Here is a 12,582-nt window from a genome sequence, read left to right on the forward strand (position 1 = left end):
CCAGAGGCGCCCTTGATGCTTCATGGCCAGGCCTCAGCATTTCCCCTTGGGATGGGTGCACACCCCACCACTGCCACCTGAACCGCCGCTGTCGCTGCTGACACTGCCGCTGACGCTGCGCTTGCCTGCTTTCAGGTTGAGGGTGGTGCTGACCGAGGTGCTGCCGTTGCTGTCCGTCGCCGTCTGGGTCACGGTGTAGCTCCCGGTCGCCGGATAGGTATGGCTGGGATTGCTGCCCGAACCATCGGCCGTGCCGTCGCCCCACACCCAGCGATAGCTGAGCGTGCCTGCGCCACTGCCCGAGGCAGTGAAGTTGCAGGCCAGACCGATGCAGTCGTAGCGGAACGCCGCGACCGGTGCCGTGCCGCCGCCCGTCGTGACGTCGTTGCGCAGCGCGGCCGCCAGATCGAGCCGTCCGTTGGCGGTCCAGCTCAGCAGGTTCTGGGCGTTGGCGCCGACCTTGGCTGCGTTCTGCTCCAGACGCAGGCGCACCGCCTGGTTGCAGGGCATGCCGGCATAGCTGCACGTCGCCGCGGCCCGGGAGGTCCCGGCCGGCAGACGGGCGTAGAGGTCGTCCCAGACCAGCGCGGCAGCGCCGGCGACCAGCGGTGCGGCCATCGAGGTGCCGCTCCACCAGTCCACACAGCTGTCGTTGTCGGCGGCGAGATTGCAGTTGGCGCTCGGCAGGATGCCGATGATGTCCTGACCGGGGGCTGCCAGGGATACCCAGTGGTCGGTCGAACGGCTGTAGGTCGAGAAGCTGACGCGATCGTCCTCATGGTCGGCGGCGGCGACCGAGATCACCGTCGACCGGCCCTGGTCGTCCGTGCAGGCGGCGGGGTAGGTGCGACTGGTGTCGCCGTTGTTGCCGGCGGCGGCGACCACCAGCACGCCCCGGTCGCGGGCGAGCGCGATGGCCTCGCACTCGGCGCTGGAGGCGTCGGTCTGGGTGATATTTCCGGCGCTGTCGATGAGGTCGCTGGCGTAGCTCATGGTGATCACCTGGTACTGGCTGCGCACCAGGTTGCCGTTGACGGACTGATCGGTGGAGGCTCTGAGGATCGCCTCGCTCGACCCGGAAACCGGGCACAGCCCCACCTCGTAGAGAAAGAAGCCGTCGGTCACCAGCTCCAGGTAGCAGACCTTGAAGATGCCGGCGCCGGTATGCCAGCCGACGCCCGCCACGCCCTCGGCGTTGTCGGTGTTGGCCACCGCTTCGCCGGCGACGAAGGTGCCATGGCCGTAGTTGTCGCAGGCCGGCTCGCCGGCGGGGCAGGTGTCGTTGGCCTTGGCGCCGACCACATCGACCTGTTCCAGACACTTGCCACGCAGATCGGGCACGTTGCAGTCGGCACCGCTGTCCAGCACGGCGATCTTCGGCCGGTCGTAGGAGGTCGGATCGCCGACCTGTCCCCGGCGCAGATCCCAGGCCTGCGGGGCGTTGATGTCGGCGTTCGGCGTGCCGCTGGTGACATCGAGGAACGCGCCGAAGATCGTCTGGTTGACGAACGTGTGGTTCTGCCCCGTGTTGTCCAGGTACCACTGCTCCGCGAAGTAGTTGGCGCCGCCTGCAGGGGTAGGCCCGGGTTCCTCGCGCGGCATCACCAGCAGCCGGTAATAGTCCGGTTCGGCATACAGCACGTTGGGGTTGCGCCGGTAGACCGCGATGCTGTCCTCGACCATGCCGACGGGCACCTGCATCACCTGCACGTCGATCTCGGGCAGGCTGCGCAGCGGCACGGCGTGCGCGTTGCGATGCTCGGCGCTTATCTCGGCGGCCGCGGTGCCGGGCCTGAACTTGACCAGCACGCGGTCGGGAGCGTAGCGGGGAATGTCGAGCTGGCCGAGGTCCGCTGGCGTGGCGGCGAAGAGGCTGCTGCTGGTTGCCAGCAGCAGCGCCAGCAGGCCGGTCATGAAGCGAAGGGGCTGCACGAGACGCCCTCCCGTATACGGTGTGGGTCGGGCCCGTTACAACGGCTTAGGGAGCTGTTCAGCTCCCGGTAAACCAGCGGGAACGCCTTCAGGTATAGGTGAGGCCGCTGCGGCCTGCGTAATGCTGGCGCAGTGCTGTCAGCTCGAGCTGACAGCCGGTTGCGTGGCGCGTGTCAGGCGCTGGCCAGGCGGGCGGCGCGGATATGCCGCCGGGCGCTGCGCTGCAGGCGCACGCCGAGCAGCACGGCGGCGCAGGTCAGGCCGACCACCAGGCCCTGCCACAGACCGGCCGGGCCGCTGGGCGGGCCGAACAGCGTGCTGAGGCCCAGACCGTAGCCGATCGGCAGACCGATGCCCCAGTAGGCCAGCAGGGTGATCAGCATGGTCGCCCGGGTGTCCTGGTAGCCGCGCAACGCGCCGGCGGCGGTGACCTGGATGGCGTCGGAGAACTGGAACAGTGCCGAGTACACCATCAGCGCGCTGGCGATGGTCAGCACTTCGACATCCGGCGTGTAGAGACGCGCGATGTCCGTGCGCAGCAGCAGGATCAGGCTGGCCGAGCAGCAGGCGTAGGCCAGCGCGCTGGCCATCGCCACCCCGGCGGAGAAGCGCGCATCGCGCGGCGCGCCGCGGCCGAGGGCCTGGCCGACCCGCACCGTGGCGGCCATCGCCAGCGAGTAGGGGATCATGAACACCATCGAGGAGAAGTTCAGGGCGATCTGGTGGCCGGCCACCACGCTGGCGCCCAGGCTGCCGATCAGCAGGGCGATCACCGAGAAGATGCTGGCCTCGGCGAAGATGGCCACGCCGATCGGCAGACCGACGGCGAGCAGGTCGCGGATCACCGGCCAGCGCGGTGCCTCCAGGCGTTCGAACAGCCGGCTGGACCTGTATAGCGGCGCCCAGTGCACCCACAGCAGCATGGCGCCGAACATGAACCACATCACCAACGCGGTGGCCCAGCCGCAGCCGACCCCGCCCAGCGCCGGCAGGCCGAACTTGCCGTAGATCAGCACATAGTTGGCGGGAATGTTCAGCAGCAGGCCGAGCAGGCCGATCACCATGCTCGGCCGGGTGCTGCCCAGGCCGTCGCTGAAGCCGCGCAGCACCTGATACAGCGCCAGCGCCGGGAAGCCGAGGGCCACCGCGCGCAGATAGCCCATGGCGACCTCGCCCAGGGATTGCTCCACTCGCATCATTTGCAGCACCGGCTTGGCCGAGAGCAGCAGGACCATGGCGATCAGGCCGATGGCCAGACCCAGCCACAGGGCCTGGCGCACCAGCGGGCCGATCAGCGCATAGCTGCCGGCGCCGACCTTGCGCGCCACCTTGGCGGTGGTGGCCAGCAGGATGCCGTTCATCAGCAGCAGCACCGGGATCCACACCGAATTGCCCAGCGCCACCGCCGCCAGGTCGCGGGCGCTGACCCGGCCGGCCATCAGGGTGTCGACGAAGCCCATGGCGGTATTGGCGAGCTGGGCGACGATGATCGGGCCGGCGAGGGCGAGCAGGGCCCGGACTTCGCGCAGGCAGCGGTGCAGGCGGGAGGGGGCGGGTGAAGCGGGCAGGGCGGACATCGAAGAACCTCGACAGACAGCCGGGCAGTCTACGCCGTGCACCGAAGTGGTGCCAGCATTGGGCCGCACCGCGCCCGCCGATCGGGTAAAGTGGCGGCAATTCCCGACTTTCCGACGGACACTCCCATGCGCCTGCTGGCCGACGAAAACATCCCGCTGCTCGATCCCTTCTTCGCTTCCTTCGGCGAGATTCGCCGTCAGGCCGGCCGCGCCATCGATCGCGCCGCGGTGATGGACGCCGACGCGCTGCTGGTGCGTTCGGTGACCCGCGTCGACCGCGCGCTGCTGGAGGGCAGCGCGGTGAAGTTCGTCGGCACCTGCACCATCGGCACCGACCACCTGGATCTCGACTGGTTCGCCGAGGCCGGCATCGCCTGGTCCAGCGCGCCGGGCTGCAACGCGCGCGGGGTGGTCGACTACGTGCTGGGCGCGCTGTTCGCCCTCGCCGAGCGGCGCGGCGCCGATCTGGCGCAGCGTACCTACGGCGTGGTCGGCGCCGGCCAGGTCGGCGGTAGGCTGGTGGAGGTGTTGCGTGGCCTGGGCTGGAACGTGCTGGTCTGCGACCCGCCGCGTCAGGCGCGCGAGGGTGGCGATTTCGTCAGCCTCGCGGAGATCCTCGCGCGCTGCGACGCGATCAGCCTGCACACCCCGCTGACCCGCGAGGGTGCCGACGCCACCTGGCATCTGCTCGACGCCGAGCGCCTGCGCAGCCTGAAGCCCGGCTGCTGGCTGATCAACGCCAGCCGTGGTGCGGTGATCGACAATGCCGCGCTCAAGGCGCACCTGCTGGGCGGCGCCGATCTCGAGGTGGTGCTGGATGTCTGGGAGGGCGAGCCGCAGGCCGATCCGCAACTGGCCGCGCTCTGTCTGCTGGCCACCCCGCATATCGCCGGCTACAGCCTGGACGGCAAGCTGCGCGGCACCGAGCAGATCTACCGGGCGTTCTGCGCCTGGCAGGGCGTGGCGCCGACGGTCAGCCTGGCGCAGTTGCTGCCGCCGACCTGGCTGAGCGAGCTGAGCCTGCACGAGCAGGCCGATCCGGCCTGGGCGCTGGCCACCGTGTGCCGCGCGGTGTACGACCCGCGTGGCGACGATGCTGCCTTCCGTCGCAGTCTGCAGGGCGATGCCGAGGCGCGCCGCGCCGGCTTCGACGCGCTGCGCAAGCACTATCCGCCGCGCCGCGAGTTGCCCGGACTGGCGGTGCGCCTGCCGGCCGCTGCGCAGCCGCTGCGCCGCCAGTTGGCGGCGCTGGGGGTCACGCTGCGCTGATCAGAAGAACAGGCGGCGCAGGCGCGATTCCTTCTCCAGCTGGCGACAGGCCTGCAGGATCATCTGCTCGGTGATGGGGATTTCCCGGCCCTGGGCGTCGATGATCGCGCCGAGGTGGCTATGGCGCAGCTGCTGGGCGGTGCGGTTGAGTTGCGGCTGTTGCGGTTCCTGACGCATGGTGACCTCTCCTTTGCTGTCTGTGCAGGCAGTCTAGAGCGGCCGGATGAAGCGGCGATGACAGTCGCCAGGCGTGAAAAAGCCCGGCCGTTGGCTGCGGCCGGGCTCTCGAGGGCGGCGAATCAGTCCTTGGCGATCAGGTTGCCGGCGTGCAGGCCGCACTCCTTGTGGGTCGCCTCCTCCCACCACCAGCGCCCTTCGCGTTCGTGCTGGTTGGGCAGCACCGGACGGGTGCAGGGCTCGCAGCCGATGCTGATGTAGCCTTGCTCGTGCAGCGGGTTGTAGGGGATCTCCAGCATGCGGATGTAGCCCCAGACTTCCTCGCTGCTCATGTTGGCCAGCGGGTTGAACTTGTACAGCGGCTTGTCGGCGCTGGAGAAGGCGCTATCCAGTTCCAGCGCGGCGACCTTGCTGCGGGTGCCGGGGCTCTGGTCGCGGCGCTGGCCGGTGGCCCAGGCGCTGACGGTGGCCAGCTTGCGCTTGAGCGGCTCGATCTTGCGGATGCCGCAGCATTCGCCGTGGCCGTCCTTGTAGAAGCTGAACAGGCCCTTCTCGCGCACCAGCGGCTCGAGCAGGCGCGGATCCGGCGACAGCACCTCGATGGCGATGCCGTAATGCTCGCGCACCTGCTCGATGAAGCGGTAGGTCTGCGCGTGCAGACGGCCGGTATCCAGGCTGAACACCCTGACGTTCTTGTTCAGCTTCCAGGCCATGTCCACCAGCACCACATCCTCGGCGCCGCTGAAGGAGATCCACAGGTCGTCGCCGAAGTGCTCGAAGGCAAGCTTGAGCACCTCCTGCGGAGATTTGTCGGCGTAGGCGGCCGCCAGGGCGGCAACATCGAGGGTCTGGCTCATCGGGCAATTCCGCTTCTTCTAGTAGGGTGAAAGCTGCGGTCATGGTAGCAGCTCGGTGTTTATGCGTAGAAATAACCAAATAACGCTGTATGCCTGCCAAAAGGGAATATGTGTCGGCGTGCCTGCCCCGGCGTTCATTTGCGCTTGCAGGGGCGAGCCGACGCGTGCCGCGTTGCGCCGGCGCGGCCAAGTCGCTAGAGTGCCGCCTCCTTTCTTGGCCGAATAATTGAGGAGTGCCCTGTGGAAATCGCCTGCCTTGATCTCGAGGGCGTACTGGTCCCGGAAATCTGGATCGCCTTCGCCGAAAAAACCGGAATCGACGCGCTCAAGGCGACCACCCGCGACATTCCCGACTACGACGTGCTGATGAAGCAGCGCATGCGCATCCTCGACGAGCACGGCCTCAAGCTGCGCGACATCCAGGAAGTGATCGCCACCCTCAAGCCGCTGGACGGCGCGGTGGAGTTCGTCGACTGGCTGCGCGAGCGCTTCCAGGTGGTGATCCTCTCCGACACCTTCTACGAGTTCTCCCAGCCGCTGATGCGTCAGCTCGGCTTCCCGACCCTGCTGTGCCACCGCCTGATCACCGACGAGACCGACCGCGTGGTGGACTACCAGCTGCGCCAGAAGGATCCCAAGCGCCAGTCGGTGATCGCCCTGAAGAGCCTGTACTACCGGGTGATCGCCGCCGGCGACTCGTACAACGACACCACCATGCTCTCCGAGGCGCACGCCGGCATCCTGTTCCACGCCCCGGACAACGTGATCCGCGAGTTCCCGCAGTTCCCGGCGGTGCACACCTACGAAGACCTCAAGCGCGAGTTCCTCAAGGCGTCCAGCCGCGAGCTCAGCCTGTAAGCGCTGACTGATGTGAAAGCGAGGCCCGCCATAGTGCGGGCCTCGTCGTTTCTGGCGGACGGGAGTAAAGGGCGGCGGCAGACGTAGAAGTGGAGCCCGTGCCTCTCCGGGAGAGGGCTCCGCCAGACGGCTTAGCGGAAGGCCAGATCCCTGAGTGCCAGGGTGATTTGGGGGAAGACGATCAGCAGCGCTGACATCAGTAGCAGGATGGCGAAGAAGGGCAGGCTGCCGCGGATCACCTCGAAGTAGGGGCGCTTGAAGATGGCGATCGCGGTGAAGATGTCGCAGCCGAACGGTGGCGTCGCCGAACCGATGGCCGCCTGCAGGGTGATGATGGTGCCAACCAGCACCGGGTCCAGGCCGGAGGCCTTGATCGCCGGGGTGAAGATCGGCACGAGGATCAGCATCACCACGATCGGGTCAACGAACATGCAGCCGATGAAGAAGGCTACCGAAATGATGATCAGCAGTTCGGTTGGCGAGGCGCTCATCAGGCCGATGCCTGCGAGGATCTGTTGGGGAATCTGCGCGAAGGAGATGACCCAGGAGAACGCGGAGCCTGCAGCGACCAGGATGAAGACCACGGCAGTGATCAGTCCGGTGGACAGTGCGATGGAACCCAGTTCCTTCAGATGCAGGCGACGGAATATCACGACTTCGAGCACCAGCGCGTAGAGCACTGAAATCGAAGCGGCTTCAGTCGGGCTGAATGCCCCGGAATAGATGCCGCCGATGCAGATGACCGGCAGCAGCATGGGCAGGATGGCGCGGCGGCACAGGCGCAGCCGCTCGCTCCACGGCATGGCCGGAGCCTGCGGAATCCCTTCGCGACGCGCGTAGAAGTAGCAGTAGGCCGAGAGCAGCAGCATCAGTACCAGGCCGGGGCCGATGCCGGCGATGAACAGCTCGGCCACCGAGGTTCCCGACACCACGCCGTAGATGATCATGCCGATGCTCGGTGGGATCAGCAGGGCGATGTCGGAGGCATTGATGATCAGAGCGAGCACGAAGCTGTCCTTGTAGCCCTGCTGCAGCATCTTGGGCCGCATGATGCTGCCAACGCCGACCACGGTGGCCTGGGTGGAACCGGAGACCGCGCCGAACAGGGCGCAGCTCACCGCCGTGGTGATGGCCATGCCTCCGCGCATGTGGCCGACGAAGGCCATGGCGACATCGAGCAGACGGTTGGCGGTGGCGCCGCGGGTGATGATGTCGGCGGCGAGAATGAACATCGGCACGGCGACCAGGGCGGCCGGGCGGATGCCGGCGATCATCTGCTGGATGATGAATTCCGGTCCCATGTTGAAAAAGGCGACGAAGCCGATCCCGGCCGCGGCCAGCAGGGTGGTCATCATCGGGAAGCCCAGCAGCAGGAGGCTGAGCATCACGATCAGCAGTACGGTTGTCATGTCCATGGCGGCGGGCTCAGGCTTGGGGCGGGAGAGAGGTGTGGGGGTTGCAGCGCGACGCGTCGATGCAGCCACTCAGCACCATGAGCTGCAGACCGGCATGGCGCAGGAACTGCAGGCCGGTCAGGCCAAGGCCCAGGGGAATCACTATGTAGATGTAATGGAGGGGGAGTTGCAGGGCCGATGAGGCGCGACCGATCCGGGCCGCGCTCTGGACGTAGCCGATCGATGCCCAGGTCAGCCAGAGGATCAGGCCGGCGGTGAGCAGGTTGATCAGCAGCAGGGCCAGGGCTGCGCTGCGCCCGCGCAAATGTTCGATGCAGGCGCTCATGCTGATGTGGCGGGCATGGCGGGCGGCGAAGCTGCAGCCAACGAAGGTGATGAAGATGACGAGGAACTGGTTGAGCTCCTCGGAGAAGTACAGGCTTTGGTTGAACAGGTAGCGCCCGAAGACGTTGCCGATCGAGTTCAGGGCCATCAACAGGACCGAGGCAGCCAGGATGCAGGCCTCCAGTTTGTCCAGCACCCAGTCCAGTTTTCGCAAGTAAACCATGGGGACCTCCAGCCGCCAGGCAAGGCGGCAGTTGTTTTTGTTGTACGTCTCCGACCTTATCCCTGGCTAAAAATCACGTCAATTTTTGCTTGTCATGATTCTTTCTGAATTGATCCGATATTGTTGTGGTTTTTGCTGCGCCCTCAGAACACGAAGTGCAGTGGCGCCGGCGAGGTATCCAGCAGTTCCCTGAGGGTGCGCAGCCCCACCTGCAGGCGTGAGCGGCTCTGTTCGGCTCCCAGGGTGATGCGTACGTGGCGGTTGTCCTGATTGGGGCCGGGCAGGAAGGGCTCGGCCGGATGGATCATCACGCCTTCCTGGCGGGCGTAGCGAACGAACTTCTCGGCCTGCCAGTGCTCGGGCAGCTCGGCCCAGATGAGCATGCCGTTGGGGTGGGCCTTGTACCGGCAGGGGCCGAGCAGCTCGCGAGCCATCTGCTGGCGCGCGGCGAACTCCTGTTGCTGGTAGGCGATCATCTGGTCGAGCGTGCCGTCCTGCATCCACCAACTGGCGATCTCGAAGGGCATCAGGGTGGCCATCCAGGTGGTACTGCGCAGGCGGCCGACGGCTTGGTGCACCAGGTTGGGCGGGGTGATCAGATACCCGGCGCGCATGCCCGGCAGGGTCACCTTGGTCAGGCTGGTGGCATAGAAGCTGCGATTGGGCAGCAGGGCAGAAAGTGGCGCGGAGCGGTTCGGCTCCAGCGCGCCATAGACATCGTCCTCGATCACCAGCAGGTCGTGCCGCTCGACCACTTCGGCAATCGCCTGGCGGCGTGCAGGGCCCATGGTGTCGCTGGTCGGGTTGTTCATCGTCGGCGTGCAGAACAGCACCCTTGCGCCGCCTTGCCGGCAGGCGGCGTCCAGGGCCTCCGGCAGCAGTCCTTGCTCGTCGGTATCGACACCCTTGAGCTTGAAGTGCAGGGTCTGCGCCAGGGCCATCGGCAGCATGCCTGTTTCCCGCTCGCACAGCACGGTTTCGCCAGGCTTGACCACCGTGGCCATGGCTATGGTCAGGGCGTGAGCCGCACCGTTGCAGAACAGCATGTGGTCTGGATTGGCTGGCATTTTCTGCTGCTGGCCCAGCCAGTCGCAGACCACCTCGCGATGCCGGCTCAGGCCCTCGGTGGGATGGAACGAGGTGATGAAGTCCTCGCGTCCCTCGCGTGCCAGGCGCTCGAGTGACTCGCGGTAGAGGCGCACATGACGAGGCGTGCACACCGGATGGGCGGTGGAAAGGTCGATGCCACGATGCGGGTTGTCCTGCTCGTCGGTGGACAGATAGTCCGCCTCGCTGTTCAGGGTGCGGCTGCGCACGAAGGTGCCGTTGCCGACCTGGGCGTAGATCACGCCCTCCTTCTCGGCATGGGCGTAGGCGTTACTCACCGTCTGTACGCTCACGCCCAGTTGTTCGGCCAGTTCGCGATGAGTGGGCAGGCGGCTGCCGGGTTGCAGTGCGCCGCTGTTGATGGCTTCGGTCAGTGCGTTGCCGATGGCGAGGTACTTGGGCTGCCCATTGCGGATGAAGGGCTTCAGGTCAATTGTCATGGTTCAATATTTTCCTTGACGGCAATTTGTACTGGTATGAATACTGCGAACCAGGCCGGATTGACTTGTCTTTTCGAAAATCATTCTAGCCCATCTCAGTACAATGCAGTGAACAAAATGTCCATTCCGAGATGTAGTCATGAATGAAACGACTCTGAGCTTCAGTCGGGAGGAGTACGCCCAACGCCTCGCCAAGGTGCGCCGCGCCATGGTCGAGCGTGGTCTGGACGTCCTCATCGTGCACGACCCGTCCAACATGGCCTGGCTCACCGGCTATGACGGCTGGTCCTTCTACACCCCGCAGTGCGTGGTGGTCGGTCAGTCGGGCAATCCGCTGTGGTATGGCCGTGGCATCGATGCCAATGGCGCGCGCCGCACGGTCTATCTGCCCGAGGAGGATATCGCCTCCTACAGCGACCGATATGTCATGAATCCGCCGCATCACGCGCTCGATTACCTCTGCGAGGAAGTTCTGCCCGGTCGCGGCTGGACGCAGGGCACGATCGGCGTGGAGATGGACAACTACTACTACAGCGCCACTTCGCACCAGGCGCTGCTGCGCGGCCTGCCCGAGGCTCGCCTGGTCGACGCCACCGGCCTGGTCAACTGGTGCCGGGCGGTCAAGTCGCCGACCGAGGTGGAGTACATGCGCGTCGCTGCGCGCATCGTCGAGAACATGCATCGCGCGATCATCGAAATGGTCGAGCCGGGCCTGCCCAAGAACGTTCTGGTAGGCGAGATCTACCGGGTGGCCTGCGAGGGGCACGACGGCAAGTTCGGCGACTACCCGGCCATCGTGCCGATGCTGCCCTCCGGTAAGGATGCCTCGGCGCCGCATCTGACCTGGGACGACCGTCCGTTCCGCAAGGGCGAGGGTACCTTCTTCGAGATTGCCGGTTGCCACAAGCGCTACCACTGCCCGCTGTCGCGCACGCTGTACCTGGGCGAGCCGCCGGCGGCATTCCGCAGGGCCGAAGAGGCGATCAATGCCGGTCTTGAGGCCGGCCTGGCGGTGGCCAAGCCCGGCAACACCTGCGGCGATATCGCCCGCGAACTCAACAGCACCCTGCGCCGCTACGGCTACGACCGCGGCGACAATCGCTGCGGCTACCCGATCGGTCTGAGCTATCCGCCGGACTGGGGCGAGCGCACCATGAGTCTGCGTGAAAGCGACCAGACGGTGCTCAAGCCGGGGATGACCTTCCACTTCATGCCGGGACTCTGGCTGGACGACTGGGGGCTGGAAACCACGGAGAGCATCCTGATCACCGAGACGGGCGTGGAAACCCTCTGCAACTTCCCGCGACAACTGTTCGTCAAGCCCTGAGTGGAGTGTGCGATGACTACATCCAACAAGGCAGGTCTGGCGGCGCTGGGAGGCGCCGCTCTGCCGGCCACGACCATCAGCGCGACCGTCGACTTCGAACGTGACGGCGTCCAGCACGGCTTCCTCAAGCTGCCGTACTCCCACGACCAGTCCGCCTGGGGCTGCATCATGCTGCCGGTCACCGTGGTGAAGAATGGCAGCGGGCCGACGGCCCTGCTGACTGGCGGCAACCACGGCGACGAATACGAAGGCATCACCGCGCTGCTCAAGCTGGCCGCCGAGCTGCGCGCCGAGGACGTGCAGGGCAGGGTGATCATCGTTCCGGCGATGAACTTCCCGGCGGCGCGCAACGGCAGCCGTACTTCGCCGATCGACAAGGGCAATCTCAATCGCGCCTTCCCCGGCCACCCGCATGGCAGCATCACCGAGCGTATCGCGGACTATTTCCAGCGCTATCTGGTACCGATGTGCGACTACGCTCTGGATATCCACTCCGGCGGCAAGACACTGGACTTCGTGCCCTTCGCGGCGGCTCATCGCCTGCCGGATGCCGCCCAGGAGGCGCGCTGCATCGAGGGCGCCCGCCTGTTCGGGGCACCAGCCTGCATGGTGCTGTTCGAGCTGGATGCCGCCTCGCTGTACGACACGGCGGTCGAGGCTCAGGGCAAGGTGTTCGTGACCACGGAGCTGCGCGGCGGTGGCACCACCACGCCGGAAACCATGGCGATCGCCGATCGCGGCGTGCGCAATTTCCTGCGCTTCGCCGGCATCATCGAGGGTGAGCCGGAGCTGCCGGACGAGGCGCCGCTACAGCTCGACATGCCGGATGCCAGCTGCTATGTGCAGAGCATCCACGAGGGCATTCTCGAGCTGACCTGCAGTCTCGGTCAGCGGATCAGGCGCGGCGATCTGGTCGCCCGAGTGCATACCCTCGAGCGCACCGGGGTGCCGCCGGCCGAGTATCGTGCCGAGCGGGACGGCGTGCTGGTCGCCCGGCGCTTCCCCGCGCTGGTCGCCATCGGCGATACGGTGGCTGTAATTGCCGATGTGCTCTGACGCGCCAGGATCGTACCCCC

Annotated in this window: 11 protein-coding genes; 4 read left to right on the forward strand and 7 right to left on the reverse strand. The window is 66.5% G+C overall.

Annotation, left to right across the window (positions count from 1 at the left end; translation table 11 throughout):
• Positions 1-33 precede the first annotated feature (33 nt).
• Together BLT78_RS02265 and BLT78_RS02270 are read right to left on the reverse strand one after the other, a co-directional pair.
• Positions 34-1,932 (reverse strand): S8 family serine peptidase, encoded by a 1,899-nt coding sequence (locus BLT78_RS02265; RefSeq protein ID WP_157719460.1) that lies wholly within the window; start codon positions 1,930-1,932, stop codon positions 34-36.
• A gap of 173 nt (positions 1,933-2,105) precedes the next feature.
• Positions 2,106-3,509 carry an MATE family efflux transporter gene (locus BLT78_RS02270; RefSeq protein ID WP_090347425.1) on the reverse strand — a complete coding sequence of 468 codons (1,404 nt, stop codon included), beginning with the start codon at positions 3,507-3,509 and terminating at the stop codon, positions 2,106-2,108.
• Between the two features lie 126 nt (positions 3,510-3,635).
• Between BLT78_RS02270 and pdxB the strand changes: the two genes are divergently transcribed.
• Positions 3,636-4,778 (forward strand): 4-phosphoerythronate dehydrogenase PdxB, encoded by a 1,143-nt coding sequence (gene pdxB / locus BLT78_RS02275; protein WP_090347426.1) that lies wholly within the window; start codon positions 3,636-3,638, stop codon positions 4,776-4,778.
• Here pdxB and BLT78_RS21510 read toward each other — a convergent pair whose 3' ends face one another.
• Positions 4,779-4,955, reverse strand: a complete 177-nt coding sequence (locus tag BLT78_RS21510; protein ID WP_172830759.1) for a PA1571 family protein — start codon at positions 4,953-4,955, stop codon at positions 4,779-4,781. It abuts the gene before it with no gap.
• Positions 4,956-5,077: 122 nt separating this feature from the next.
• Complete coding sequence (locus BLT78_RS02280) at positions 5,078-5,812, reverse strand: phosphoadenylyl-sulfate reductase (protein ID WP_090347427.1); 735 nt, start codon at positions 5,810-5,812, stop codon at positions 5,078-5,080.
• A gap of 240 nt (positions 5,813-6,052) precedes the next feature.
• On the opposite strand from BLT78_RS02280, the gene thrH reads away from it, so the two are divergent.
• Positions 6,053-6,670 (forward strand): bifunctional phosphoserine phosphatase/homoserine phosphotransferase ThrH, encoded by a 618-nt coding sequence (gene thrH, locus BLT78_RS02285; RefSeq protein ID WP_090347428.1) that lies wholly within the window; start codon positions 6,053-6,055, stop codon positions 6,668-6,670.
• Between the two features lie 131 nt (positions 6,671-6,801).
• Here thrH and BLT78_RS02290 read toward each other — a convergent pair whose 3' ends face one another.
• The 3 genes from BLT78_RS02290 to ehuR form a co-directional block, all read right to left on the reverse strand.
• Positions 6,802-8,079, reverse strand: a complete 1,278-nt coding sequence (locus BLT78_RS02290; RefSeq protein ID WP_090352092.1) for a TRAP transporter large permease — start codon at positions 8,077-8,079, stop codon at positions 6,802-6,804.
• A gap of 16 nt (positions 8,080-8,095) precedes the next feature.
• Positions 8,096-8,632 (reverse strand): TRAP transporter small permease, encoded by a 537-nt coding sequence (locus BLT78_RS02295; protein ID WP_090347429.1) that lies wholly within the window; start codon positions 8,630-8,632, stop codon positions 8,096-8,098.
• Positions 8,633-8,775: 143 nt separating this feature from the next.
• Positions 8,776-10,179, reverse strand: coding sequence for a MocR-like ectoine utilization transcription factor EhuR (gene ehuR / locus BLT78_RS02300; RefSeq protein WP_090347430.1), 1,404 nt, complete (start codon positions 10,177-10,179; stop codon positions 8,776-8,778).
• Between the two features lie 139 nt (positions 10,180-10,318).
• Here ehuR and doeA point away from each other — a divergent pair, with 139 nt between their 5' ends.
• Entirely contained in the window at positions 10,319-11,506 is a 1,188-nt protein-coding gene (doeA, locus tag BLT78_RS02305) for an ectoine hydrolase DoeA (protein WP_090347431.1), read from the forward strand.
• A 12-nt stretch (positions 11,507-11,518) separates the two neighbouring features.
• On the forward strand, positions 11,519-12,562 hold the full coding sequence (gene doeB / locus BLT78_RS02310; protein ID WP_090347432.1) for a N(2)-acetyl-L-2,4-diaminobutanoate deacetylase DoeB: 1,044 nt from the start codon (positions 11,519-11,521) through the stop codon (positions 12,560-12,562).
• Positions 12,563-12,582 lie beyond the last annotated feature (20 nt).

This window comes from Pseudomonas oryzae (genome assembly GCF_900104805.1).
Classification (GTDB): Bacteria; Pseudomonadota; Gammaproteobacteria; order Pseudomonadales; family Pseudomonadaceae; genus Geopseudomonas; species Geopseudomonas oryzae.

What these genes read in the sequence shown, in the direction of transcription:
- BLT78_RS02270 (WP_090347425.1), bottom strand. Translation starts at nt 3,509, where the DNA reads ATGTCCGCCCTGCCCGCTTCACCCGCCCCCTCCCGCCTGCACCGCTGC.
- pdxB (WP_090347426.1), top strand. Translation starts at nt 3,636, where the DNA reads ATGCGCCTGCTGGCCGACGAAAACATCCCGCTGCTCGATCCCTTCTTC.
- BLT78_RS21510 (WP_172830759.1), bottom strand. Translation starts at nt 4,955, where the DNA reads ATGCGTCAGGAACCGCAACAGCCGCAACTCAACCGCACCGCCCAGCAG.
- BLT78_RS02280 (WP_090347427.1), bottom strand. Translation starts at nt 5,812, where the DNA reads ATGAGCCAGACCCTCGATGTTGCCGCCCTGGCGGCCGCCTACGCCGAC.
- BLT78_RS02290 (WP_090352092.1), bottom strand. Translation starts at nt 8,079, where the DNA reads ATGACAACCGTACTGCTGATCGTGATGCTCAGCCTCCTGCTGCTGGGC.
- BLT78_RS02295 (WP_090347429.1), bottom strand. Translation starts at nt 8,632, where the DNA reads ATGGTTTACTTGCGAAAACTGGACTGGGTGCTGGACAAACTGGAGGCC.
- ehuR (WP_090347430.1), bottom strand. Translation starts at nt 10,179, where the DNA reads ATGACAATTGACCTGAAGCCCTTCATCCGCAATGGGCAGCCCAAGTAC.
- doeA (WP_090347431.1), top strand. Translation starts at nt 10,319, where the DNA reads ATGAATGAAACGACTCTGAGCTTCAGTCGGGAGGAGTACGCCCAACGC.
- doeB (WP_090347432.1), top strand. Translation starts at nt 11,519, where the DNA reads ATGACTACATCCAACAAGGCAGGTCTGGCGGCGCTGGGAGGCGCCGCT.